Source organism: Pseudomonas sp. JL3, from assembly GCF_031570575.1.
GTDB classification, from domain to species: Bacteria; Pseudomonadota; Gammaproteobacteria; order Pseudomonadales; family Pseudomonadaceae; genus Aquipseudomonas; species Aquipseudomonas cucumis.
The window spans coordinates 86860-110577 of record NZ_JAKWJK010000002.1 but is presented as its reverse complement, the minus strand read 5'-3'; the positions used below and the strand labels follow the sequence as shown (position 1 = coordinate 110577).

Annotated in this window: 22 protein-coding genes; 16 read left to right on the top strand and 6 right to left on the bottom strand. The window is 60.6% G+C overall.

The window, feature by feature from the left end:
• Nucleotides 1-560: 560 nt before the first annotated feature.
• Entirely contained in the window at nt 561-2258 is a 1698-nt protein-coding gene (locus tag MMG91_RS03700) for an AMP-binding protein (RefSeq protein ID WP_310658784.1), read from the bottom strand.
• A gap of 201 nt (nt 2259-2459) precedes the next feature.
• Between MMG91_RS03700 and MMG91_RS03695 the strand changes: the two genes are divergently transcribed.
• From MMG91_RS03695 to MMG91_RS03680, 4 genes are read left to right on the top strand one after another with little or no spacing between them, the layout of a single operon-like run.
• The gene (locus tag MMG91_RS03695; RefSeq protein ID WP_007904074.1) at nt 2460-3623 is read left to right on the top strand and encodes an isovaleryl-CoA dehydrogenase; all 1164 of its coding nucleotides are present in this window, start codon (nt 2460-2462) and stop codon (nt 3621-3623) included.
• Nucleotides 3624-3635: 12 nt separating this feature from the next.
• Entirely contained in the window at nt 3636-5243 is a 1608-nt protein-coding gene (locus MMG91_RS03690; protein WP_310658783.1) for a carboxyl transferase domain-containing protein, read from the top strand.
• A 13-nt stretch (nt 5244-5256) separates the two neighbouring features.
• Nucleotides 5257-6072 carry a gamma-carboxygeranoyl-CoA hydratase gene (locus MMG91_RS03685; protein WP_305502536.1) on the top strand — a complete coding sequence of 272 codons (816 nt, stop codon included), beginning with the start codon at nt 5257-5259 and terminating at the stop codon, nt 6070-6072.
• Nucleotides 6072-8027 carry an acetyl/propionyl/methylcrotonyl-CoA carboxylase subunit alpha gene (locus MMG91_RS03680; RefSeq protein ID WP_310658782.1) on the top strand — a complete coding sequence of 652 codons (1956 nt, stop codon included), beginning with the start codon at nt 6072-6074 and terminating at the stop codon, nt 8025-8027. The genes MMG91_RS03685 and MMG91_RS03680 overlap by 1 nt, the downstream gene beginning before the upstream one ends.
• A gap of 39 nt (nt 8028-8066) precedes the next feature.
• Here MMG91_RS03680 and MMG91_RS03675 read toward each other — a convergent pair whose 3' ends face one another.
• On the bottom strand, nt 8067-8732 hold the full coding sequence (locus MMG91_RS03675; RefSeq protein WP_305446183.1) for a LexA family transcriptional regulator: 666 nt from the start codon (nt 8730-8732) through the stop codon (nt 8067-8069).
• 129 nt (nt 8733-8861) lie between these two features.
• On the opposite strand from MMG91_RS03675, the gene MMG91_RS03670 reads away from it, so the two are divergent.
• A complete protein-coding gene (locus MMG91_RS03670; protein WP_305446184.1) occupies nt 8862-9203 on the top strand; it encodes a DUF6124 family protein in 342 nt (113 codons plus the stop codon).
• A gap of 483 nt (nt 9204-9686) precedes the next feature.
• Nucleotides 9687-10838, top strand: coding sequence for a M14-type cytosolic carboxypeptidase (locus MMG91_RS03665; protein WP_310658781.1), 1152 nt, complete (start codon nt 9687-9689; stop codon nt 10836-10838).
• Nucleotides 10839-10923: 85 nt separating this feature from the next.
• Here the strand turns inward: MMG91_RS03665 and MMG91_RS03660 are convergent, their stop codons facing one another.
• On the bottom strand, nt 10924-11370 hold the full coding sequence (locus tag MMG91_RS03660; RefSeq protein WP_123720445.1) for a helix-turn-helix domain-containing protein: 447 nt from the start codon (nt 11368-11370) through the stop codon (nt 10924-10926).
• 96 nt (nt 11371-11466) lie between these two features.
• On the opposite strand from MMG91_RS03660, the gene MMG91_RS03655 reads away from it, so the two are divergent.
• The gene (locus MMG91_RS03655; protein WP_310658780.1) at nt 11467-12666 is read left to right on the top strand and encodes an MFS transporter; all 1200 of its coding nucleotides are present in this window, start codon (nt 11467-11469) and stop codon (nt 12664-12666) included.
• Nucleotides 12667-12802: 136 nt separating this feature from the next.
• Here MMG91_RS03655 and MMG91_RS03650 read toward each other — a convergent pair whose 3' ends face one another.
• Both MMG91_RS03650 and MMG91_RS03645 read right to left on the bottom strand, forming a co-directional pair.
• Nucleotides 12803-13348: a cytochrome b gene (locus MMG91_RS03650; protein ID WP_310658779.1), complete on the bottom strand. Its 546-nt coding sequence runs from the start codon at nt 13346-13348 to the stop codon at nt 12803-12805.
• Nucleotides 13345-14439 carry a catalase family peroxidase gene (locus MMG91_RS03645; RefSeq protein WP_305502540.1) on the bottom strand — a complete coding sequence of 365 codons (1095 nt, stop codon included), beginning with the start codon at nt 14437-14439 and terminating at the stop codon, nt 13345-13347. Before MMG91_RS03645 ends, MMG91_RS03650 begins: the two co-directional genes overlap by 4 nt.
• 164 nt (nt 14440-14603) lie before the next feature.
• On the opposite strand from MMG91_RS03645, the gene MMG91_RS03640 reads away from it, so the two are divergent.
• Nucleotides 14604-15110: a sigma-70 family RNA polymerase sigma factor gene (locus MMG91_RS03640; RefSeq protein ID WP_310659070.1), complete on the top strand. Its 507-nt coding sequence runs from the start codon at nt 14604-14606 to the stop codon at nt 15108-15110.
• Nucleotides 15107-15859 carry an anti-sigma factor gene (locus MMG91_RS03635; protein WP_310658778.1) on the top strand — a complete coding sequence of 251 codons (753 nt, stop codon included), beginning with the start codon at nt 15107-15109 and terminating at the stop codon, nt 15857-15859. Before MMG91_RS03640 ends, MMG91_RS03635 begins: the two co-directional genes overlap by 4 nt.
• Nucleotides 15860-15908: 49 nt before the next feature.
• On the opposite strand, the gene MMG91_RS03630 is transcribed toward MMG91_RS03635, so the two are convergent.
• Entirely contained in the window at nt 15909-16745 is an 837-nt protein-coding gene (locus tag MMG91_RS03630; RefSeq protein WP_310658777.1) for an IclR family transcriptional regulator, read from the bottom strand.
• 244 nt (nt 16746-16989) lie between these two features.
• Here MMG91_RS03630 and MMG91_RS03625 point away from each other — a divergent pair, with 244 nt between their 5' ends.
• The 7 genes from MMG91_RS03625 to MMG91_RS03595 are packed head-to-tail and all read left to right on the top strand — an operon-like array spanning nt 16990 to nt 23508.
• Nucleotides 16990-18015: an ABC transporter ATP-binding protein gene (locus MMG91_RS03625; protein WP_310658776.1), complete on the top strand. Its 1026-nt coding sequence runs from the start codon at nt 16990-16992 to the stop codon at nt 18013-18015.
• Nucleotides 18012-18881 carry an ABC transporter permease gene (locus MMG91_RS03620; RefSeq protein WP_310658775.1) on the top strand — a complete coding sequence of 290 codons (870 nt, stop codon included), beginning with the start codon at nt 18012-18014 and terminating at the stop codon, nt 18879-18881. Before MMG91_RS03625 ends, MMG91_RS03620 begins: the two co-directional genes overlap by 4 nt.
• Before the next feature lie 6 nt (nt 18882-18887).
• On the top strand, nt 18888-19682 hold the full coding sequence (locus MMG91_RS03615) for an ABC transporter permease (protein ID WP_007896923.1): 795 nt from the start codon (nt 18888-18890) through the stop codon (nt 19680-19682).
• 7 nt (nt 19683-19689) lie between these two features.
• Complete coding sequence (locus MMG91_RS03610; protein ID WP_310658774.1) at nt 19690-19980, top strand: (2Fe-2S)-binding protein; 291 nt, start codon at nt 19690-19692, stop codon at nt 19978-19980.
• Nucleotides 19977-21332 (top strand): FAD-dependent oxidoreductase, encoded by a 1356-nt coding sequence (locus tag MMG91_RS03605; protein ID WP_310658773.1) that lies wholly within the window; start codon nt 19977-19979, stop codon nt 21330-21332. Before MMG91_RS03610 ends, MMG91_RS03605 begins: the two co-directional genes overlap by 4 nt.
• Entirely contained in the window at nt 21329-22444 is a 1116-nt protein-coding gene (locus MMG91_RS03600; RefSeq protein ID WP_310658772.1) for an FAD-dependent oxidoreductase, read from the top strand. The genes MMG91_RS03605 and MMG91_RS03600 overlap by 4 nt, the downstream gene beginning before the upstream one ends.
• 17 nt (nt 22445-22461) lie before the next feature.
• Nucleotides 22462-23508 carry an ABC transporter substrate-binding protein gene (locus MMG91_RS03595; RefSeq protein ID WP_310658771.1) on the top strand — a complete coding sequence of 349 codons (1047 nt, stop codon included), beginning with the start codon at nt 22462-22464 and terminating at the stop codon, nt 23506-23508.
• The last annotated feature ends 210 nt before the right edge of the window (nt 23509-23718 follow it).

The following is a 23718-nucleotide window of genomic DNA, read 5'->3' as shown; positions in this document are numbered from 1 at the left end:
TTAAAGGGTTTTTAAAAGTTGGCACGGCTTCTGCTATCTCTATGGCATAACAAGAATAAAAACTGCAAACCAATAAAAATAAGACGTAACGACTCTGACATAACAAGAACAACACGGCAGAGACGCAGCTAACAGATTTTTTTGGAGAGGATGTGCTTTTCAGGGTGCTTTTCGAAGTAACCCGCAACCGGGCAGAGAACAATAAAACTACCTTCAGGTAGCTCCCGAACTGGTTGGATCGCTTAGCGAAAAAGTAGATCAGCGCTCAAAAAAATACGTTTGCTCTTGATCCCGGATGGGGATCGACAAAAACAGCGGTAAAGGGCCACGGTTGCCAAAAACAACAACAGACCGCCCCTCAATAATAAAAAAAGAGCACGTGCGACAAAATTAAAGGGGAGCTTCGGCTCCCCTTTGTGCTTTCTCGTGTTTGCCATTTCCACTGCGCCCCCCCCCCCCTGTGGGAGCGAGCCTGCTCGCGATAGCGGTGGTTCAGTCGACATCTATATCGGATGTGCTGCCGTCATCGCGAGCAGGCCCGCTCCCACAAGGAATTGTGGTCAGGCGTGATGACCTCGCAGCTCCTCGATGCTGATCTCGCGCATCCGAAACTTCTGGATCTTGCCGGTCACGGTCATCGGAAACTCCTCGACGAACTTGAAATAACGCGGCGTCTTGAAGTGCGCGATGCGCTCCTTGCACCAGGCTTGCAGCTCCTGTTCGGTGGCGCTGTGGCCGGGGTGGAATTTGATCCAGGCAACGATCTCTTCGCCATAACGGGAGCAAGGAATGCCGATCACCTGCACGTCAGCTACCGCCGGATGGGTGAAGAAGAACTCTTCCAGCTCCCTAGGGTAAACATTCTCACCGCCGCGAATGATCATGTCCTTGTTACGCCCGGCGATGCACACGTAGCCTTCGTCGTTCATGCTCGCCAGATCGCCGGTGTGCATCCAGCCCGCCTCATCGATAGCCTCGTCGGTGCCTTGCGGGTTATTCCAGTAGCCGAGCATCACGCTGTAACCCCGAGTACACAGCTCGCCGATGGTGCCGCGTGGCACCAGGTTGCCCGCCTCGTCGATGATTTTGCTTTCCAGTTGCGGCTGGGTGCGGCCAACGGTGGTGACGCGCAATTCCAGCTCGTCTGACGGACCTGTCTGTAACGACACAGGGCTGGTTTCCGTCATGCCGTAGGCAATTTGCACTTCGCTCATGTGCATTTCATTGATAACCCGGCGCATCACCTCGATCGGGCAGGTCGCCCCGGCCATGATCCCGGTGCGCAGGCTCGACAAATCAAACTCGGCGCGCTTGGGCTGATCGAGCATGGCGATGAACATGGTCGGCACGCCGTAAAGCGCGGTGGCTTTTTCTTCGGCGACGGTGCTCAGCGTCAGCAACGGATCGAAGGCGTCGTTGGGGTAAATCATGGTGCTGGCGTGGGTGACGCAGCCGAGGTTGCCCATGACCATGCCGAAGCAGTGATACAGCGGCACCGGAATCACCAGCCGATCATTGGCTGTCAGCCCGAGGCTTTCGCCGACCATGTAACCGTTGTTGAGAATGTTGTAATGGCTGAGGGTCGCGCCCTTGGGAAAACCCGTGGTGCCGGAGGTGTACTGGATGTTTACCGCTTGATCGAAATGCAGACTGTCCTGACGTTCGCGCAATTGCTCGATCGACACGCTGGCCGCCAGATCGGTCAGCTGCGACCATGGCAGGAAACCCGATGGCGGCTGCGCATCCAGGCTGATCACGCCACGCAGTTCCGGCAGACGTTCGCTCTGCAACCGGCCGATGGATTGTTCCGCCAATTCCGGTACCAGCCCTTGCAGCATGCCGTGATAGTCGGAGGTCTTGAAAGCCCCGGCACAGACCAGCCACTGGCACCCGGACTGCTTCAACACGTATTCGAGTTCGGAGCTGCGGTAAGCCGGATTGATGTTGACCAGAATCACGCCGATTTTCGCGCTGGCGAACTGGCTAATGCACCACTGGGCACAATTCGGCGCCCAGATGCCGAGCCGGTCACCGGTCTGCAAGCCCAGCGCCAACAACGCTTTGGCGTACAGGTCGACGGCTTCTGCCAACTGCTGCCAGGTGTAACGCAGCTGTTGATGTCGCACCACCAGTGCCTCGCCGTCCGGGTATCGCGCGACGGTGTCGTCGAACTTCTGCCCGATGGTCATCGCCAGCAAGGCTTTGTCCTGGGAACCACGTGTGTAGCTGCGCTGCGGGTTTGCACTGGGTTGATCCATGACGACCCCTATTGTCTTTATTAGTGGGTGTTGGAACGGAGCTACGGCAGCTCCGACCATTCAGAACTGGCTCTACTCTCGCCCAAGTTGACGTTAACGTAAAGGGTGATTGACAGCCATTCATCACAAGCTTACGTTAACGTAAAGGTGAGAGCCGAATCGCTGCCCTCCCCACCCTACAAAAAAGCCAAAAGGTGTCCCATGAGCTACCCATCCCTGAACTTTGCCCTCGGTGAAACCATCGACATGCTGCGCGATCAGGTTCAGTCCTTCGTCGCCAAAGAGATCGCCCCGCGCGCCGCTCAGATCGACATCGACAACCTGTTCCCGGCCGACCTGTGGCGCAAATTCGGCGACATGGGCCTGCTCGGCATTACCGTGCCGGAAGAGTACGGCGGCGCGGGTCTGGGTTATCTCGCGCACGTGGTGGCGATGGAAGAAATCAGCCGCGGTTCGGCCTCGGTCGCCCTGTCTTACGGCGCTCACTCCAACCTCTGCGTCAACCAGATCAACCGCAACGGCACTCACGAACAGAAAAGCAAATACCTGCCGAAGCTGATCAGCGGCGAGCACATCGGTGCGCTGGCCATGAGCGAGCCGAATGCCGGTTCCGATGTGGTCTCGATGAAACTGCGCGCCGACAAACGCGGCGACCACTACGTACTCAACGGCAGCAAAACCTGGATCACCAACGGCCCCGACGCCAACACCTACGTGATCTACGCCAAGACCGACCTGGAAAAAGGCCCGCACGGCATCACTGCTTTCATCGTCGAGCGTGACTCCAAAGGCTTCAGCCGCAGCAATAAGTTCGACAAGCTCGGCATGCGCGGTTCGAACACCTGTGAGCTGTTTTTCGATGACGTCGAAGTACCGGAAGAAAACATCCTCGGCGTGCTCAACGGCGGCGTGAAAGTGCTGATGAGCGGCCTCGACTACGAACGCGTTGTGCTCTCGGGTGGCCCGACCGGGATCATGCAGGCCTGCATGGACTTGATTGTTCCGTACATTCACGACCGCAAGCAGTTCGGCCAGAGCATCGGCGAATTCCAGCTGATCCAGGGCAAGGTCGCCGACATGTACACCCAACTCAATGCCAGCCGCGCCTACCTTTATGCGGTAGCCCAGGCCTGCGAGCGCGGCGAAACCGCGCGCAAGGACGCCGCCGGAGTCATCCTCTACAGCGCCGAATGCGCGACCCGAATGGCCCTCGACGCGATCCAGATTCTCGGCGGTAACGGCTACATCAACGAATTCCCGGCCGGTCGTCTGCTGCGTGACGCCAAGCTGTATGAAATCGGCGCCGGCACCAGTGAGATCCGTCGCATGCTGATCGGTCGCGAACTGTTCAACGAAACCCGCTAAACGGAGCTGCACATGGCTATCCTGCATACCCAGCTCAACCCCCGTTCGGCGGAGTTCGCGGCCAACAGCGCGGCGATGCTCAAACAGGTCGACGCCCTGCACACCCTGCTCGCGCAAGTGCAGCAAGGTGGCGGCCCGAAGGCTCAAGAACGCCACACCTCGCGGGGCAAATTGCTGCCCCGTGAACGGATCAATCGCCTGCTCGATCCCGGCTCGCCATTTCTCGAGATCAGCCAACTGGCCGCCTACGCGGTCTACGGCGAAGACGTTCCCGCCGCTGGGGTGATTGCCGGTATCGGTCGGGTGGAAGGCGTCGAATGCATGATCGTCGCCAACGATGCCACCGTTAAAGGCGGCTCGTACTACCCGCTGACCGTGAAAAAACACCTGCGCGCACAAACCATCGCCCAGCAGAATCGCCTGCCCTGCATCTATCTGGTGGACTCCGGCGGTGCCAACTTGCCGCGTCAGGATGAAGTGTTTCCGGACCGCGAACACTTCGGGCGGATCTTCTTCAACCAGGCCAACATGAGCGCCATGGGCATTCCGCAGATTGCGGTGGTCATGGGCTCGTGCACCGCCGGGGGCGCTTACGTGCCAGCGATGGCCGACGAGGCGATCATGGTCCGTCAACAGGCAACGATTTTCCTCGCCGGCCCACCGCTGGTGAAAGCCGCAACGGGTGAAGTGGTCAGCGCCGAAGACCTCGGCGGGGCCGATGTGCACTGCAAGATTTCCGGCGTCGCCGACCATTACGCCGAAAGCGATGAACACGCCCTCGCATTGGCCCGGCGCAGCGTCGCCAACCTCAACTGGCGCAAGCTCGGTGAACTGCAACAACGTACGCCGATCGCGCCGCTGTACAGCAGCGACGAGTTGTACGGCGTGGTGTCGGCGGACGCCAAACAACCCTTCGAGGTGCGTGAAGTGATCGCGCGGCTGGTGGACGGTTCGGTGTTCGATGAGTTCAAGGCATTGTTCGGCACGACACTGGTGTGCGGCTTCGCTCACCTGCACGGTTACCCGATCGCGATCCTCGCCAACAACGGCATCCTCTTCGCCGAAGCCGCGCAGAAAGGCGCGCACTTCATCGAACTGGCCTGCCAGCGCGGCATTCCATTGCTGTTCCTGCAAAACATCACCGGTTTCATGGTCGGCCAGAAATACGAAGCCGGCGGTATCGCCAAGCACGGCGCGAAACTGGTGACGGCCGTGGCCTGCGCCAAGGTGCCGAAATTCACCGTGATCATCGGCGGCAGCTTCGGCGCCGGTAACTACGGCATGTGCGGTCGGGCTTACGACCCACGCTTCCTGTGGATGTGGCCGAACGCACGGATCGGCGTGATGGGGGCCGAACAGGCGGCAGGCGTGCTGGTGCAGGTCAAGCGTGAGCAAGCCGAGCGCGGTGGCCATGGTTTCAGCGCCGAGCAGGAAGCCGAGATCAAGCAACCGATTCTCGATCAGTACGAAGAACAGGGGCATCCCTATTATTCCAGTGCTCGACTGTGGGACGACGGCGTCATCGACCCGGCGCAAACCCGCGACGTATTGGCCCTGGCCTTGTCGGCGTCGCTGAATGCGCCAATCGAACCGAGCCGCTTCGGCGTGTTCCGGATGTGATCTGGAGAAAACCATGAGCGACTTCAACACCCTCGAACTGCTGACTGACCCGCGTGGTTTCGCCACCCTGTGGCTCAGCCGCGAGCAGAAAAACAACGCCTTCAACGCCGAAATGATCCGAGAACTGATCCTCGCGCTGGACAAAGTGTCGAGCGATGCCAGCCTGCGTTTTCTGCTGATCCGTGGGCGCGGCAAGCATTTCAGCGCTGGCGCCGATCTGGCCTGGATGCAGCAATCGGCCGAACTCGATTACCACACCAACCTTGATGACGCCCGGGAACTGGCGGAATTGATGTACAACCTCGCCAAGCTGAAAATCCCGACCGTGGCAGTGGTGCAAGGCGCGGCCTATGGCGGCGCGCTGGGCCTGATCAGTTGCTGCGACATGGCCATCGGCGCCGACGACGCGCAGTTCTGTCTGTCGGAAGTGCGCATCGGCCTCGCGCCGGCGGTCATCAGCCCGTTCGTGGTGCAAGCCATCGGCGAGCGCGCGGCACGCCGCTATGCCTTGACCGCCGAACGTTTCGGCGGGCAACGGGCTCGGGAAATCGGCTTGCTGTCGGAGAGCTACCCGATGGCTGAGCTGGAGCAGAAAGTCGATCAGTGGATCGACAACCTGCTGCTCAACAGTCCGGCGGCCATGCGCGCCAGCAAGGACTTGCTGCGTGAAGTCGGCCATGGCGCGCTGACCCCGGCGCTGCGGCGCTACACCGAGAACGCCATCGCCCGAATCCGCGTCAGCCCCGAAGGCCAGGAAGGCCTGCGTGCCTTCCTGCAAAAACGTCCGCCGAACTGGCAAGCCGAAACCACCCTCAAGGAGCCGCGTTGATGAGCGCACCTGTTCTCACCACCCTGTTGGTGGCCAACCGTGGTGAAATCGCGTGCCGAGTGATGCGCACCGCCAAGGCCTTGGGCCTGACCACCGTGGCCGTGCACAGCGCCATTGATCGTGACGCCCGGCACAGCCGCGAAGCGGATATACGCGTTGACCTGGGCGGCAGCAAAGCCGCCGACAGTTACCTGCAAATCGACAAACTGATCGCTGCCGCGAAAGCCAGCGGCGCACAGGCGATTCATCCCGGTTATGGCTTTCTCTCGGAAAACGCCGGGTTCGCCCGCGCAATCGAAGCGGCCGGTCTGATCTTCCTCGGTCCACCCGCCTCGGCCATTGACGCCATGGGCAGCAAGTCCGCGGCCAAAGCCTTGATGGAAACCGCCGGCGTGCCGCTGGTGCCCGGCTATCACGGCGAAGCCCAGGACTTCGACACCTTCCGCGACGCCTGCGAACGCATCGGTTACCCGGTGCTGCTCAAGGCTACGGCGGGCGGCGGTGGCAAAGGCATGAAAGTGGTCGAGGACGTCAGCCAGCTGGCCGAAGCCCTGGCCTCGGCGCAACGTGAAGCGCAGTCGTCATTCGGCGACTCGCGGATGTTGGTGGAGAAGTACCTGCTCAAGCCACGCCACGTGGAAATCCAGGTATTCGCCGACCAGCATGGCAACTGCCTGTACCTCAACGAACGTGATTGCTCGATTCAGCGTCGGCATCAGAAAGTCGTCGAAGAAGCACCGGCTCCGGGTCTGAGCCCGGAACTGCGTCGCGCGATGGGCGAAGCTGCTGTGCGCTCGGCACAGGCCATCGGTTACGTCGGTGCCGGCACCGTGGAGTTTTTGCTGGATGCGCGCGGTGAGTTCTTCTTCATGGAGATGAACACGCGTTTGCAAGTTGAACACCCGGTAACCGAAGCGATCACCGGCCTTGATCTGGTGGCCTGGCAGATTCGCGTGGCCTGCGGTGAAGCGCTGCCAATGACGCAAGACCAGGTGCCGCTGATCGGCCATGCGATTGAAGTGCGACTGTATGCCGAAGACCCGGGCAATGATTTTCTGCCGGCCACCGGGCGTCTGGCGTTGTACCGCGAATCCGCCGAAGGGCCGGGGCGTCGCGTGGACAGTGGCGTTGAAGAAGGCGACGAGATTTCGCCCTTCTACGACCCGATGCTCGGCAAGCTGATTGCTTGGGGCGAAGACCGTGAACAGGCGCGGCTGCGGTTGCTGAGCATGCTTGATGAGTTTGCCATTGGCGGACTGAAGACCAACATCAACTTCCTGCGCCGAATCATCGGCCACCCGGCGTTTACCGCGGCCGAATTGGATACCGGGTTCATTCCGCGTTATCAGGAACAACTGCTGCCAGCACCTTCAGACCTCAGCGATGAATTCTGGCAAGCGGCCGCGCAGGCATTTGCCAAGAGCCAACCGAGCACGACCCGCGCTGATGACCTGAGTTCGCCTTGGGGTATCGGCAACGGATTCCGTGCCGGATTGCCGACAGAAATCACCCTGCATTTGAGTTGCGAAGGGCAAGACCGGGCGCTGACCCTGGGCGATACCAATGCTCATACCGCCCAGCTCAAGGGTGAATACCTGCTGACCGAACACAACGGTTTGCGCCGCCAGCATCGGGCAATCCGCCGTGGCGACACGCTGTATCTTCAATGGGACGGTGAGCTGCGCCGCATTGAGGCGTATGACCCGATCAGTGCCGTCGAAGCCAGTCACAGCCATCACGGCGGACTCACCGCGCCCATGAACGGCAGCATCGTGCGAGTGCTGGTGGAGGCCGGGCAAACGGTCGAAGCCGGGGCGCAATTGGTGGTGCTGGAAGCGATGAAAATGGAGCACAGCATTCGCGCACCCCACGCCGGAGTGATCAAGGCGCTGTATTGCCAGGAAGGCGAAATGGTCAGCGAAGGCAGTGCGTTAGTGGAATTGGAACTCGCGTGAAATGAAGATCGGTCCTACGCGTTGCGAGGACCGATCTGATTAGAATTTGGCAGTCGCCTGAACCACTACGCCGATGATTCGGCATTCTTCGGTGTAAAGGGCTTTCGGATAGGTCGGATTGAGCGGGACCAGATAACGCTGCCCGCCCTCTTCGATCAGTTTGCGAAAAACCGCCTCGGCGCTGCCGGGCCATTGGGCGATCACCAGTTTGCCAGGCTCCGGCACGATGGCCGGGTCCACCAGAATCAACATGTCCGCGGCAATGCTCACACCCGTGGGTGCGGTCATCGCATCACCGACCACTACCAGCCAGAATGCTGCGCCTTGGGCGTGGTAATCGGACAGCTCGAAGCGCGGCTTGCTGGCAGTCGATGAAGCGCCGTAAGTTGATAGTTCTCCGTCGCGTACCTCCCCGGTTTCCCGCCAGTCACTGACCGGGTAGCGAAAGTACGGGTTGTACTTTTGCGTCAGAGGGATCTCTTCATCCTGTGAGATCTGCGGTTCCCTGATCACCATCGCGACTTCCAGATAATCCATCCCCAGCGCCTGCAAGACACGGTTCATCTCTTGGATGCCGGGCTGACGACGTTTATTCAGCCAATGGCCGACGCCGCCCTGGGACATTCCGATGCGCTCGGCGAGTATCTCTTGAGTGACTTTGAGTTCACTCATTTTGGCCTTGACCAATTCAATCCATTTATCCATGTGCGGCACGATACGTGGGGTACTCCGACCAACAAAACACAAATTGTAGTATTTAAATTCAAGACACAAATACAGTACGTACTAAGCTGGGCTCACGGATTTGAATCTATCACGGAGCTTGCCATCGTCATGACCATCCCCAGCATTACCCTGCCCGACACCCAATTCGACACTACGCTCAACTCGCCAAAAGGCTCTGCCGCCGCGCAGCGGGCGCTGGACTACTACTTGAAACCAGCTGTGTCAGAAGAGGCCAGCGAAGAACGTTTCTTCGATGTGAACCGTAACATCAGCAGCGAAGAGGCACTGGTCCATGCGTCGGATCTGTTGCGCTGTGCCGCCGCCACCGCGCATGAATCCGCCAACCAGCTGCAGGGTGCAAGCCGGGATCTGGCGTTTTCGACGGTGCACATGATCGACATGGCCAAGGCGATGGTCGACCGCTCCCTGGAGGGCAATCAGAACGTTTGAGGAGGAAGCGCTTTGGAGGAGGACAGGAAAAGTTTTCCAATCGCGCAGATAAAAACATTTGACTTGCAAATGATAATGATTATTATTGCATCAACTGGTCGCGAGATCAGTCGATGGCCCAAGGGACCTTAGGTCGGTCTCCTGGACTATCTCCTCATCAGGCTAATCACGGTTTTTGACCCGGCTTTTGCCGGGTCTTTTTTTTGCCAGTTATTCTGGCTTTGGCTTCAGGCTAATGAAGTCTGTGGGTACTGCAAATTCGATTGGCGCGGATGATATCAAATGAATACCTGTTGGCAAGAGAGGCCCGGTAGCATTGGGCCAAACTAACGCAAAATAGCACTTGAGAATCACTCGCGCAGTCTCTAAGCTGCGTCGGCGTCAAGGAGGACGCCCCCCCTTTTCACCCTCGCAATTTCCCCCGGTTTCTCCCTTCCTTGCGTGTAAAGTAGCAGCCATAAAAATCATATTCAGGAATTGATTATGGCCGTGGCTAGATCTTCTTTCGACATCAACGCGAACTTCGACAGTGGCAACATCGAAGTGCTGGACATCAGCAATCCTTTGCAAGCGCTGCTGGCGATCAAGCCAGACACTCGCAGCCAGCATTTCCAGTGGTTCCACTTCAAGGCCAGCGGTCTGCACGTTGGAGAGGAGCATTGGTTTCGCCTGAACAACGCCAGCAAGTCTTCGTACAACAAAGCCTGGGATGGCTATCAGGCGGTGGCCTCCTATGACCACGTCAACTGGTTCCGGGTGCCGACTATTTTCGAAGGTGACTGCCTGCGTTTCAGCCTCGAAGCCACTGCCACCCACGCCTGGTTCGCCTATTTCGAACCTTACAGCCGTGGCCGCCATGACTGGCTGATCGAACAGGCCCTGACCAAGGCCGGCACCGAACTGCTGGCCACCGGCAAGAGCGTTGAAGGTCGCGACATCCAGTTGTTGCGCAAAGGTACCGGCGCCGAAGGCCAGCGCAAGGTCTGGATCATCGCCCAGCAACACCCCGGCGAACACATGGCCGAATGGTTCATGGAAGGGGTGATCGAGCGCCTCGAAAAACACGACGACCCAGTGCTGAAAAAACTCCTGGCCAGTGCCGACCTGTACCTGGTGCCAAACATGAACCCGGATGGCGCCTTTCACGGTCATTTGCGCACCAACGCCATGGGTCAGGACCTGAACCGCGCGTGGCAGAGCGCCAGCCAGGAAATCAGCCCGGAAGTGCTGTTCGTTCAGCAACAGATGGAAAAGTATGGTGTCGACCTGTTCCTCGACATCCATGGCGACGAAGAAATCCCCTACGTGTTCACCGCCGGTTGCGAAGGTAACCCTGGCTATACGTCGCGGATCGAAAAACTCGAAGAACATTTCCGCAGTCATTTGAAACATCAGACCAAAGATTTCCAGACCAAACACGGCTACACCCGCGACGAGCCTGGCAAAGCCAACATGACCCTGGCCTGCAACAGCGTCGGTCAGAAGTTCGACTGCCTGTCGCTGACCCTGGAAATGCCCTTCAAAGACCACAACGACGCACCAAACCCGCTGACCGGCTGGTCCGGCAAACGCTCGAAGCAGTTGGGCAAGGACGTGCTGACAACCATCGCCGACATGGTCGATGCTCTACGTTGAATTCAAAATCAAAAGATCGCAGCCTTCGGCAGCTCCTACAGATGTTCACAAAAACTCGTAGGAGCTGCCGAAGGCTGCGATCTTTTTACTCAGCCGGGAGCCGCACACAATCTTCCGGCCCCAACAAGCGCCCATCCTCGGCACGCAATTCCAGAGCCCGCACCGGTCGACCATTCTCACGATCGACAACCCGCGAATGCGCCTCCCCCGCCTCATAGAAAAACGCCTCGCCCCACTGCCGTAACCCGATGATCAACGGGAACAGGCCCTTGCCCTTCTCCGTCAGTACGTATTCCTGATACGCGCTGCCGTCCGACGCTGGCACCAGATCGAAAATCCCGTGAGCCACCAACGTGCGCAGGCGTGCCGAGAGAATGTTTTTGGCCATGCCCAGATTGCGCTGGAACTCGCCGAATCGCCGCAGGCCATCGAACGCATCGCGCACGATCAATAACGACCACCAATCACCAATCGCGTCCAGTGAACGGGCGACCGGGCATTCGGCGCCTTCCATGCTTGTACGTTTAACCATGACCGCGTCCGCCGGCAACAAATGTGGTTGCAATATAAAACCAGACTCCCTACCGTACAACTGGTTTTATTTTGAAACCACAAAAGGAAGCCTGTGATGAAACCTGACCATCCGTTAAGCGGCGCAGTGGTGCTGCTGTTTGCCGTTGCCTGCGGCCTGGCCGTCGGCAATGTGTATTACGCACAACCGCTGCTCGATGCCATGGCTGAAGCCTTCGCCATGGATCCGGCAACCATCGGTATCGTCGTCACCCTTACCCAGATCGGTTATGGCGTGGGTCTGTTGTTGCTGGTTCCGCTAGGGGATCTGCTCAACCGCCGCCGGCTGATCGTCACGCAAACCCTGCTGTCAGCACTGGCCTTATTGATGATCGCATTAGCGTCGAACAGCACCTGGCTATTGCTCGGCATGGCACTGACCGGGTTACTGGCGGTCGTGACGCAAGTCCTGGTGGCCTACGCTGCAACCCTGGCCATCCCGGCGCAACGTGGACGTGTGGTGGGCGTGATTACCAGCGGCATTGTCGTCGGCATTCTGTTGGCACGAACGGTGGCGGGCGGCATGGCTGATCTGGCCGGTTGGCGTTCGATTTATCTGTTGTCCGCCGGGTTGACTCTGCTGATGGCACTGCTGTTGTTTCGTGTGCTGCCAAAGCACGAAGAGGCGCGACCGGATAGCGCTTACGGTGCGTTGATCGGCTCGGTATTCACATTGTTCAAGGAAGAACCGGTATTGCGTCAACGGGCCATGCTCGCCCTGCTGACCTTCGCCAGCGCCATGGTGCTGTGGACACCCTTGGTGTTGCCGCTGAGTGCCCCGCCGCTTTCACTTTCCCACACCGAAATCGGACTGTTCGGCCTGGCCGGAGCCGCCGGTGCGCTGGCCGCCGCTCGCGCCGGGCATCTGGCTGACCGCGGTCTTGGGCAATGGACCAGTGGACTGTCGTTGCTGCTGATGCTTGCCTCATGGCTGCCCATCGCACTCACTCAATCCTCTTTATGGGCGCTGCTGCTCGGGGTGATTACGCTGGATCTGGGTTTGCAAGCCGTTCACGTTACCAGCCAGAGCATGATCTACAGCGTGCGCCCCGAAGCGCAAAGCCGACTCACCGCCGGCTACATGCTGTTCTATTCGATCGGCAGCGCCTTGGGTTCTATCGGTTCGACGGCGATGTATGCCTGGGCGGGATGGATCGGCGTGTGCTTGTTGGGAGCGGGGATCAATACCGTGGCGTTTATCTATTGGTGGCTGACGTTGGCCACGAAGGACCAACCTGTGGAAGCAACTTCACGCTGACGCGTAGGAGCTGCCGCGGGCTGCGATCTTTTGATCTGGGGGGACACCTTCGATTTTCAAGATCAAAAGATCGCAGCCTGCGGCAGTTCCTACATTGACCGCGTACATCCGCAGAATTTACCTGTGGCAGCTGGGATCACCCTCGATCTTTGCCCCGCAACATGCTGTTCAGCACATCATCACGACGTACCCAACCGTGAAACAACGCCGCCGCCAAATGCAGCAGTACGGTCAGAAACAACAGATACGCCAAATACCCATGCGCCTTGCGCAGGAACGCAAACACCTGCGCATTCGCCGGCAGAATCGACGGCAACTGCAACGAGCTACTGAGCATCACCGGATCGCCGGCCGCCGAAATCATCGCCCAGCCCAACAGCGGCAAAATCAGCATCAAGGCGTACAGCAAAAAATGCGAAGCCTTGGCCGCGAATGCTTGCCAACCCGGCAGATCCGCCGGCAGTGGTGGTTGCCGGGTCGAAAAACGCACGGCCAGGCGCACGATCACCAGCAACAGAATCGCAACGCCCAAAGGTTTGTGCAGATGGATCAGCCACTGATGGCGCTCGGACACCGAGGCCGCCATGCCCGCGCCGATAAACAGCATCGAGATGATCATCAGCGCCATCAGCCAGTGCAGCAGCCGCGCCAATGGCGTGAAATGGTTCGGTTGAGCACTCATTGTTGAGACTCCTGTTTGGCGTTGGGCAACTGCTTCACTTCGCTGGCTCGGCGCAGGTAGGAACGGGCGTAACCGGCTGAGCGAGCGGCGAGCAATGGGTCGTCGGAGCCTTCGATACCGCTGGGCAATACCAGTGGGTCGTAGTTGATGTCACGACACTCGCCATTGAGTTGCGGCTGGGTGCTTTCAAGCACCAGCGTGCCGGCGTTCAGCACTTTTCGGCCGTCGGGCCAGGCCTTGCTCGCGTCGTTGACCGGGTCCCCGGGGTTCGCCAGGGTGATGTTCAACTGCCAACGCAGCGGGCCGGCGGACAAGCGCTGTACCAGATCTTTCTCGAGAAAATCGCCACCCTCGGGGGCCGTTGCACCTGCCGCGTCCTGAGCCACTGGCGTCATGCTCCAACGCACCGCCTGCCGTTGCCCGGCCGCGTTCACCAGGTAAAACGCGTTGACGCTGTTATAGGTTTCCGTCGCGTAACTGGCTGACGGTTTGGCGGTTTTGATCCAGGCCAGAAATGGCGCGGCTTCCGGATGAGAACCGAAGAACGCTGGCACAGCCGCCGGGTTCGGTTTGCCGGTAGCCGGATCCGGTGACTGTGCTTGTTGCAACTGATAGAACGCCTCGGGCGTGCCCACCGGGAACACTGGCATACTGTTCATCCCGGTGCGCCACTGCTGACCATTGGCCTGGGTGAAACGCAACGCCAGGCTGCGGATCGGCACGCTATTGTCCGGCGCGTAAGGATTGCCCGCAGGCAGCGCGAAACGCCCGACCACCGGGGTCCGCGCTTCGCTGAACACTTGGGCGCTGGAATACTCGCGCGCCTGGCTGCTGCTCTCGAAATGCCCGATCACGCACACGCCTTTGGCGTGGTTACGACGGAATCCCGGGTGCACGCCGTTGTTTTTCTCCAATACATTGACCAAGTCTTTCGGCGTCAGGCGCTGTGGGTCGAGTGTGCCGTTGACGTAGGCAAAAGCCCCGGCCAGCGCGGCGACCACCACGGCAATGCCGGTCAGGCGCAACGTCAGGCTCGCGGCACTCAGCGGTGGCCGGCCAGGCCCCGTGGGTGGTGATGAGCGATCTACCATGAATGACTCCAGGGCCATCGGCCACAAGTGAGAAGAATCAGGCAGACGAACCGCGCCAAGGTTTATTCCATCGCCCGGTATTTATTTTTTCAGGCGTGGAATAACCTCCAATGTCGGGCGTCTTCCTGAACACTCACCACAGCGTAGTGACTGGTCAGAACTTCATGAACGATATCGACGAACAACTCAGAGAAATCATTCCCAGACTGCGGCGTTTCGCCGTATCGCTGACGCGCAACTCCAGCAGCGCCGACGATCTGGTGCAGGCCTGCCTTGAGCGCGCGCTGTCGAGTTGGGGCGACAAACATCTCGAGGGCGACTTGCGTGCCTGGCTGTTTTCGATTCTTTATCGGCAGTTTCTCGACGCTCATCGCCGCTCCCGGCGTTATGCGCGGATGCTCGAATTCTTTACCGGCCGTGACGATGCGCAGCCTTCGGCAGAACGCACGGTGATCGCCCAATCGACCCTGCAAGCCTTCGATCAGCTCGGCACCGAACAGCGCGCGCTGCTGCTCTGGGTGTCGGTGGAAGGCTTGAGTTATAAGGAGGTCGCCGAGATTCTCAACGTCCCCATCGGCACCGTGATGTCGCGCCTGTCCCGCGCACGCCAGGCCTTGCGCCAGCTCAGCGACGGCGAAATCAACCGCCCTTCCCTGCGGAGACTCAAATGATCAGCATGCCTCCCAGCGAGCGTGACCTGCACGCCTACGTCGATCACCAACTCAGCGATGCTGACCGACATCGGGTGGAGACTTACCTGGCCAACAACGCCGAAATGGCCGCGCAAGTACGCGCCTGGCAGCACGATGCCCAACAATTGCGCGCAGCCCTGAGCGGTGCCTTGCAGCAACCGGCCAACCCGCAACTCGACCCGGCAATGATTCGCCAGCGAGTCAAACACCAGTCGCGCCGCCATCTGGCCAGCGCCGCGGTGTTGCTGATTGCGGTCAGCGTCGGCGGTTTGAGCGGTTGGCAGGCGCGGGAAATGACCCTGGTCAGCGCCCCGCTGCCGATGACCGATGCGATGCAGGCCTACCGGCTGATTGCCCAGCAAGGCATGCTGCCGGCGGATTACACAGTCAGCGATAACGGCGATATGCAGGGCTGGCTCGATCGGTATTTCAGCCAGGCCCATCGTCTGCCGAACCTGACCGCTGCCGGATACAAACCCATCAGCGGGCGGCTGCTCAGCACCGAACAAGGTCCGGCGGCGATGGTGGTGTACGAGGATCAGGGCGGGCACAAGATCAGCTTCTACGTCCGCCCGCCGGGGCCGAAAAACTTCCTCCTGCCTCGGGGTAGCCGCAGCGATGGCGAACTGCAGGCCGAGTACTGGTCGGGGGCCGGGTACAACTACGCGATGGTCAGCCCGAGTGACACGCCGGCGGCGCAGATGCTCAAGCAAACTGCGCAATTCTGATCATCACCGCCAATCCCTGTGGGAGTCCGTGATCATTTGGAGATTACGGTCAACCCTGCCCAAACACTTGCGAAGGCCTTCGCAACAGCGGATCAAACGGATTGATCCGCGGCCCGATCAGTGCGGCTTCACGCTTGAGCATGTCCACCACCGTTGGCAAGCGATCCGGCCCCAGGCGATCACTGACCGTGGCCACACTCAGCGCCGCCACCGCCCGGCCTTCGCGGTCGAGGATCGGCACGGCCACCCCGGCCATGCCTTGCAATACGCCAGTGTTGCGCCCGGCGTAACCGAGGGTGCGCACATTCTCGACTTCCGAGCGCAGGAACACCTCGTCATACAGGTGAAAATCCTTGAGCCGCGGCAAGTTGTAATGAATCACCGTGTCGCGCTCCTCTTGCGGCAGAAACGCCAGAATCGCCAGACTGCCCTGCCCCACGCCGAGCGCCACCCGCCCGCCGATATCACCGGTAAACGTGCGGATCGGAAACGGCCCTTCACTGCGATCCAGACAGATCGCATCGAAGCCGCTGCGCGCCAGTAAAAACAACGAATCCCCCAACGATGCCGACAACCGCAGCAACGCCGGCCGCGCCAGTTCGCGCAAATTGCCGGTATTGCCGGCGCGAGCCGCCAAGGCAAAAAACTCCAGGCTCAAGCGATAACGTTTACTACGCGCGTCCTGCTCGACCATGCCCTCGTCCATCAGGCTGCGCAGCAAGCGGTGCGTCGTCGGTTGCGACAAACCAATGCGCTGCGCCAGTTGGGTCACGCGCTCTCCGCCCTCGACGGTATCGCCCAGACTGCGCAGCACCGCAAATAGTCTTGAGACGGCACCGACGCCGACTTCATTTTTGTTTTCATTCCGCTCAATGGAATCAGACATGTGATTTCTCGACGATAAATTTACTCACTGAATGAAACTGAAAATAGTCATCGCTTCAGTGAAATAGGCCATTGAGCCCATCCTATTCTTCGTCCTACTCTGCGTCCATCAGGGGCGATTCGAACAACAGCGGCAGCCGACAGAAGTCGAGCGCCAACGCACCCCGGCAACATCCTTTTCGTATCTGCCCATACAAAAAAGCGCGCCTTTGGCGACGCATAACAATCTCAGGTGGAGCGCAGTCATGGCCTTCGTGCAACTTGAAAACCTCGGCAAACGTTATGGTGAGATCGACGCGGTCGTCGCCACCAATCTGTCAGTGGAAAAAGGCGAGTTCGTCTCCTTGCTCGGCCCCTCCGGCTGCGGCAAAACCACCACCCTGCAAATGATCGCCGGCTTCGTCGAAGTCAGCAGCGGGCGCATTGTGCTGGACGGTCGCGACATCACCCACGCCAAACCCGCCAGTCGCGGGCTGGGCGTGGTGTTCCAGAGTTACGCGCTGTTCCCGCACATGACCGTGCAAGACAACGTCGCCTTCGGCCTGCGCATGCGCAAAGTGCCCAACGGCGAGTTGCAGCAACGGGTGGATCGGGTGCTGAAACTGGTACGTCTACACCTGCACGCCGAGCGTTACCCACGGGAGCTCTCCGGCGGTCAGCGCCAACGAGTCGCGCTGGCCCGGGCGCTGGTGATTGAACCACCGGTGCTGCTGCTCGACGAGCCGCTGTCCAACCTCGACGCCAATTTGCGCGAAGAGATGCAGTTCGAAATCCGCCGCATTCAGCGTGAGGTCGGCATCACCACGCTGATGGTCACCCACGACCAGTCCGAAGCCCTGTCGATCAGCGACCGGGTGGTGGTGATGCAGGCCGGGCGCATCACCCAGATCGACGCGCCCTACACCCTCTACGAACACCCGCGCACCGAGTTCATCTCCGGGTTCGTCGGCAAGGCCAACCTGCTGCCCGGCGAGCGGGACAGCGCCGGCGTCGTGCAGGTGTGCAGCCGTGGCAACGGCGAACTGACCCTGAGCCTGCGCCCGGAAAAGATCGACTTGCTGGATAACGGTCAGGGCCGTCTGCAAGGCAAGATCGTCAGCCGCTTTTTCCTTGGCAGCCAATGGCTGTACGGCGTATCGACATCGTTGGGCGAACTCAGCGTGGTGCGCCGCAACGACGGTTCGGCCCCCTTGATCGAAGGCACGGCGGTCGGCCTCGATTGGGATGCAACATTGCTGCGGGTGCTGAGTGTCGACGAGGTGGAGGCATGAGTACGCTTGCCGTCATCCACCAGGGACGTCAGGGTTATTGGTTATCAGCACCGGCCCTGGCATTGTACTTCGGTCTGCTGGTGATCCCGCTGCTGCTGACGCTGATCCTGTCGTTCAACGTCTTCGACTACAGCTCGGGAATCAACAGCGACGCCTACACCCTCGATCATTACAGCAGCCTGCTGGGCGATCCGTACTTCTACGAGATCTTTCTGAGGACGTTCTGGATCAGCGCCCTGACCACCCTGCTCTGCGTGGTGATCGGCGTGCCCGAGGCCTACATCCTCAGCCGCATGGGCGCGCCGTGGCGCTCGATCTTCCTGATTCTGATCCTCACGCCGTTGCTGATTTCGGTGGTGGTACGTGCCTTCGGCTGGAGCCTGTTGCTCGGCGCCGACGGCCTGGTCAACCAGACCCTGCAAGCCTTCGGCGGCTCGCCGATGAAGCTGCTCTACACGCCGTTCGCGGTGGTGATCGCACTGGTCCACGTGATGCTGCCGTTCATGATCATTCCGGTCTGGACCTCGCTGCAAAAACTCGACCCGGCCGCCGAACAGGCCGCGCTGTCACTGGGCGCCAGCCACCTCACGGTGATGCGCAAAGTGGTGCTGCCGCAAATCATGCCCGGCGTGCTCTCCGGCACCTTGATCGTGTTCGGCCTCGCGGCCAGCTCATTCGCCATTCCCGGACTGCTCGGCGGACGCCGGATAAAGATGGTCGCCACGCTGATCTACGACCAGTACCTGTCGGAACTCAACTGGCCGATGGGCGCTGCGATTGCCGTGGCCCTGCTGTTGCTCAACCTGCTGATCATGCTGTCGTGGAACCGGATGATCGAAGGCCGCTACAAGAAGTCATTGGGATAATTCGTCATGTCCAGAAACGGTCCTTTCGCCCTGCTGTTCCATACCCTGGTGGTGCTGTTCATGCTCGCGCCGCTGGTGGTGGTGTGCCTCGTCGCCTTCACCCCGGAAAACACCCTGAGCCTGCCGACCACGGAGTTTTCCCTGCGCTGGTTCCGCGCCGTGTTCGAGCGCGCGGACTTTGTCGATGCGTTCTATAACAGCCTGATCCTGGCGTTCTGCGCCGCCACGCTGGCGACGCTGATCGCGGTACCGGCAGCCTTGGCAATCACGCGTTTCGAGTTCCCCGGACGGGACTTTTTCAACGGTCTGTTCCTGTCGCCGATCATCATCCCGCACCTGGTGTTGGGGGTCGCCTTGCTGCGGTTGTTTGCGCTGATGGGCGTCAACGGCAGCTTTGCCTGGCTGATCTTCGCCCATGTGCTGGTGATCACGCCGTACGTGCTGCGCCTCGTGTTGGCCTCGGCCATCGGTCTGGACCGTAGCGCCGAGCACGCCGCGCAATCCCTGGGCGCCGGACGCTTCACGCTGTTCCGGCAAATCACCTTACCGATGATTTTGCCGGGGGTCGCCGGTGGCTGGCTGCTGGCGTTCATCAACAGTTTTGATGAGGTCACGTTGTCGATCTTCGTCACCTCGCCGGCCACGCAAACCTTGCCGGTGCGCATGTACGTGTACGCCACCGAATCCATCGATCCAATGATGGCGGCGGTATCGGCCCTGGTGATTGCGCTGACCGCGCTGACGATGATTCTGCTTGATCGGGTCTACGGCCTGGATCGGGTTCTGGTGGGCAAACAATGAGGGCGCCATGGCTCTGCTGAAACGACTGGCCGAAGGCGACCGCCCGGCCCTGGACTTTACCCTCGACGGCAAACCTGCCAGTGGCTTGCTCGGCGATACCCTGCTGACCGCGGTGCTGACCTGCAGCGAGCATCTGCGCGGCAGCGATTTCAGCGCCGAACCCCGCGCCGGTTTCTGCCTGATGGGCGCCTGCCAGGACTGCTGGGTCCGCCTGGGCGATGGTCGCCGGGTGCGTGCCTGCTCAACGCTGCTTGAGGGCGGACAGCACATCAACCGCGAACCGGGGCGATTGGTATGAACGCTGTGGTGATCATCGGCGCCGGTCCCGCCGGGATACGTGCGGCACAGACCCTGGTGGCGCATGGTGTCCGCCCGGTTCTGCTGGATGAAGCAGCACGCGGTGGCGGGCAGATTTATCGGCGTCAGCCGGCGAGTTTCAAGCGCTCGGCGGTCAAGCTGTATGGCTTCGAAGCACACAAGGCCAAGGCACTGCATCAGACAATCGACACACTGCGCGAGCAACTCCATTACCGCCCCGACACCCTGGTATGGAACGCCGAAGCTGGGGCGCTCGACACCTTGCATGAGGGCCGCGCCGCACGGCTGGAATTCTCGCGCGTGATTGTCGCCACGGGCGCCACCGACCGGATTCTGCCGGTGCCAGGCTGGACGCTGCCGGGGGTCTACAGCCTCGGTGCGGCGCAGATTGCCTTGAAGTTTCAAGGCTGTGCCATTGGTGAACGCGTGGTGTTCGCCGGCAGCGGGCCGTTGCTGTATCTGGTGGCGTACCAATACGCCAAGGCCGGCGCCAATGTGATCGCCGTGCTCGACAGCTCGCCCTTCAGCGCTCAGGCCCGCGCCCTGCCCGGCCTGCTGTCGCAACCCTCCACGCTGGCCAAAGGCATTTATTACCGCTCCTGGCTGACCGCTCACGGCATCCCGGTACATCAGGGCGCCACCTTGAAACGCATCGATGGCGAACACCGCGTGCAATCGCTGAATTGGCACAACGCAAAAGGCGAACATCGAATCGACTGCGACGCCATAGCCTTCGCCCATGGCCTGCGCAGCGAAACCCAACTCGCCGACCTGCTGGGCTGCGAATTCACCTGGAATCCGCTCAACCGCGCCTGGCTGCCGCAGCGCGACAGCGCCGGTCGCAGCAGTGTCGCCGAGGTGTACCTGGCCGGTGACGGCGCCGGCATCATGGGCGCCGACGCGGCGGAAATGGCCGGTGAACGGGCGGCCCTGGCGCTGCTCGAAGACATCGGTTACCTGATCCCGCCACAGCGAGCCACTCAGCTGGAACAGTCGCTGAACACTATCGGCAGATTCCGCCAAGGCCTTGAGCGCGCCTTTATCTTTCCCGAAAGCTGGGCCACCGACGCCGCGGATGACCTGATGATCTGCCGCTGCGAAGAAGTGCGCGTCAGCGACATCCGCCAAGTGGTGCGCGAAGGCCATTGGGAGATCAACCGGGTCAAGGCCCACTGTCGGGTCGGCATGGGTCGCTGCCAGGGACGGATGTGTGGCGCCGCCGCAGCGGAAATCATTGCCTGCGAAAGCCAGCGCGGGGTGTCCGACATCGGCCGGTTGCGGGCGCAGGCGCCGATCAAACCCCTGCCGTTCGGTCTGGAGGTCGAGCCATGATCGAGGTCGATGCAATCATCATTGGCGGTGGCATTGTCGGCTCCTCTGCCGCCCTGTTTCTGAGCAAGGCCGGCCGTCGCGTTGCGCTGCTGGAGCGGGACTTTTGCGGTTCGCATTCCAGCGGCGTGAACTACGGCGGCGTGCGGCGTCAGGGCCGGCCGCTGTCGCAATTGCCGCTGTCACAACGGGCTCACGAGATCTGGGGGCAACTACCGCAGTTGATCGGCATCGACGGGGAATACCAGCGCAGCGGTCACCTGAAACTCGCCCGCAGTCTCAATGATCTGCACGCCTTGCAGGACTACGCCGCCAGCAGCCAGGGGTTCGGCCTCGACTTGCAGGTACTCGACCGCAATGAGTTGCGCGCACGTTTTCCGTGGGTTGGAGAGGTCGCGGTCGGTGCCTCGTTGTGCCCGGACGATGGCCACGCCAACCCGCGACTAGTATCCCCCGCCTTCGCGCAAGCGGCGCGTCGGCACGGTGCGCAGATCCATGAACAATGCACAGTGACGGCGGTGGAGCATGACGGTCAGCGCTTTCGCGTCAGCACTCAATCGGGCCTCGAGCTGCAAGCCCCTTGGCTGCTGAACTGCGCCGGCGCCTGGGCCGGAAAGCTCGCCGCGCAATTCGGTGAAGCGGTGCCGATGCACGCCGGGCACCCGGCCATGCTGGTCACCGAGCCATTGCCGTTGGTGATGAATGCCAGCACCGGCGTCGAAGGCGGCGGCATCTATGCCCGTCAGGTCGCTCGCGGCAATTGTGTGTTGGGCGGCGGCCAGGGCTTTGCCCTCGATAACGCCCGCGCCCGGCCTGGTCAGAACGCCGTCATCGAGATCTTGCGCCAAGCCGTCGAACTCTACCCGTTTCTTGAAGGCGCCCAGGCGATTCGCACCTGGAGCGGCACCGAAGGTTATCTGCCCGATCGCCAACCGGTGATCGGCCACAGCAGCACTCAACCCGGTCTGTTGCACGCGTTCGGCTTTGCCGGCGCGGGCTTTCAGATCGGGCCTGCGGTGGGCCAGGCGCTCACCGAGATCATCTGTAGCGGCGCGTCAAAGACGTCGCTGGATGCGTTTTCCATTACCCGGTTTCACTCCATCTCCGTTGCTTGATAGAGGAAGGTCGCGCCATGAATAATTTCAAACGCAGTGCACTGCTCGGTTTCTCTTGCTTGGGCGTCATGCTCACGGTCAGCCAGGCCCAGGCCGACCCGACGCTTTACCTGGGCATGAACGGCGGGACCATGGAGCGGCTCTACGCCGACAAGGTGCTGCCGGCTTTCGAGAAAGCCAACAACGTCAAAGTGGTGATCGTGCCGGGAACCTCCGCCGATATTCTGGCCAAGGTCCAGGCCAGCAAAGGCAACCCGCAGATGCACGTGATGTTCCTCGACGACGGCATCATGTACCGCGCCATCGCCATGGGCCTGTGCGACAAACTCGAAGACAGCCCGCCCCTGGCACAGATTCCGGCCAAGGGCCGCATCAAGGATCAAGCCGTGGCGGTCAGCCTCGGCGTCACGGGGCTGGCGTACAACACGCGGCTGTTCAAGGAAAAAGGCTGGAGCGCGCCGACCTCCTGGATGGACATGGCCGACCCGCGCTTCAAGGACAAACTGGTGTTCCAGTCGATGGCGTCTTCGACCTTCGGCCTGCACGGTTTCCTGATGTTCAACCGGATTCAGGGTGGCAGCGAAACCGACGTCGAACCGGGGTTCAAGGCCTGGCCGAACACCGTCGGGCGCAACGTGCTGGAGTACATTCCAAGTTCGGCGAAGATCTCCGAAATGCTCCAGACCGACGAAGCGGCGCTGTTCCCGCTGACACCGACCCAGGTCACCGCGCTCAAACTCAAGGGCATGCCGGTGGAGTATGCGCAGCCGAAGGAAGGCTCCGTGGTGCTCAACGTCGCCGAATGCGCCATCGCCAACAACACCCAACCGGAGCTGGCGCAGAAACTCGCCGCCTTCCTGCTGACCCCCGAAGCACAAGCCGCCGCGCTTGAAGATGGCGATCAGATTCCGTCCAACCCGAATACACCAACCACCGACAAGACCCGCGGTCAGGTCGAGGCGATGAAGCAGTATCTGACCACCGCGATCGCCATCGACTGGGATCAGGTCAACGAACAGCGCCCGGCGTGGAATGCCCGGTGGAATCGCAGTATCGAGCGCTAACCTCGAAGATCAAAAGATCGCAGCCTGCGGCAGCTCCTGCGTGAGGAGTGAGCGACGAAAGTCCTGTGGGAGCGAGGCTTGCCCGCGAAAAACGATGGCGCGTAATGCCTGAAAAACCGCGGTGTATTCTTCGCGGGCAAGCCTCGCTCCCACAGGTTCTGCGTCTTGACTTACGGGCCATAGGGCAAACCCGACTTTCCCGCTATCATG

Excerpts from the sequence above, each read along its gene's own strand:
- MMG91_RS03635 (WP_310658778.1), top strand. The coding sequence starts at position 15,107 with ATGATCAGCATGCCTCCCAGCGAGCGTGACCTGCACGCCTACGTCGAT.
- MMG91_RS03660 (WP_123720445.1), bottom strand. The coding sequence starts at position 11,370 with ATGGTTAAACGTACAAGCATGGAAGGCGCCGAATGCCCGGTCGCCCGT.
- MMG91_RS03655 (WP_310658780.1), top strand. The coding sequence starts at position 11,467 with ATGAAACCTGACCATCCGTTAAGCGGCGCAGTGGTGCTGCTGTTTGCC.
- MMG91_RS03670 (WP_305446184.1), top strand. The coding sequence starts at position 8,862 with ATGACCATCCCCAGCATTACCCTGCCCGACACCCAATTCGACACTACG.
- MMG91_RS03695 (WP_007904074.1), top strand. The coding sequence starts at position 2,460 with ATGAGCTACCCATCCCTGAACTTTGCCCTCGGTGAAACCATCGACATG.
- MMG91_RS03610 (WP_310658774.1), top strand. The coding sequence starts at position 19,690 with ATGGCTCTGCTGAAACGACTGGCCGAAGGCGACCGCCCGGCCCTGGAC.
- MMG91_RS03640 (WP_310659070.1), top strand. The coding sequence starts at position 14,604 with ATGAACGATATCGACGAACAACTCAGAGAAATCATTCCCAGACTGCGG.
- MMG91_RS03645 (WP_305502540.1), bottom strand. The coding sequence starts at position 14,439 with ATGGTAGATCGCTCATCACCACCCACGGGGCCTGGCCGGCCACCGCTG.
- MMG91_RS03690 (WP_310658783.1), top strand. The coding sequence starts at position 3,636 with ATGGCTATCCTGCATACCCAGCTCAACCCCCGTTCGGCGGAGTTCGCG.
- MMG91_RS03625 (WP_310658776.1), top strand. The coding sequence starts at position 16,990 with ATGGCCTTCGTGCAACTTGAAAACCTCGGCAAACGTTATGGTGAGATC.
- MMG91_RS03700 (WP_310658784.1), bottom strand. The coding sequence starts at position 2,258 with ATGGATCAACCCAGTGCAAACCCGCAGCGCAGCTACACACGTGGTTCC.
- MMG91_RS03665 (WP_310658781.1), top strand. The coding sequence starts at position 9,687 with ATGGCCGTGGCTAGATCTTCTTTCGACATCAACGCGAACTTCGACAGT.
- MMG91_RS03650 (WP_310658779.1), bottom strand. The coding sequence starts at position 13,348 with ATGAGTGCTCAACCGAACCATTTCACGCCATTGGCGCGGCTGCTGCAC.
- MMG91_RS03675 (WP_305446183.1), bottom strand. The coding sequence starts at position 8,732 with ATGGATAAATGGATTGAATTGGTCAAGGCCAAAATGAGTGAACTCAAA.
- MMG91_RS03605 (WP_310658773.1), top strand. The coding sequence starts at position 19,977 with ATGAACGCTGTGGTGATCATCGGCGCCGGTCCCGCCGGGATACGTGCG.
- MMG91_RS03620 (WP_310658775.1), top strand. The coding sequence starts at position 18,012 with ATGAGTACGCTTGCCGTCATCCACCAGGGACGTCAGGGTTATTGGTTA.
- MMG91_RS03630 (WP_310658777.1), bottom strand. The coding sequence starts at position 16,745 with ATGTCTGATTCCATTGAGCGGAATGAAAACAAAAATGAAGTCGGCGTC.
- MMG91_RS03615 (WP_007896923.1), top strand. The coding sequence starts at position 18,888 with ATGTCCAGAAACGGTCCTTTCGCCCTGCTGTTCCATACCCTGGTGGTG.
- MMG91_RS03600 (WP_310658772.1), top strand. The coding sequence starts at position 21,329 with ATGATCGAGGTCGATGCAATCATCATTGGCGGTGGCATTGTCGGCTCC.
- MMG91_RS03595 (WP_310658771.1), top strand. The coding sequence starts at position 22,462 with ATGAATAATTTCAAACGCAGTGCACTGCTCGGTTTCTCTTGCTTGGGC.
- MMG91_RS03685 (WP_305502536.1), top strand. The coding sequence starts at position 5,257 with ATGAGCGACTTCAACACCCTCGAACTGCTGACTGACCCGCGTGGTTTC.
- MMG91_RS03680 (WP_310658782.1), top strand. The coding sequence starts at position 6,072 with ATGAGCGCACCTGTTCTCACCACCCTGTTGGTGGCCAACCGTGGTGAA.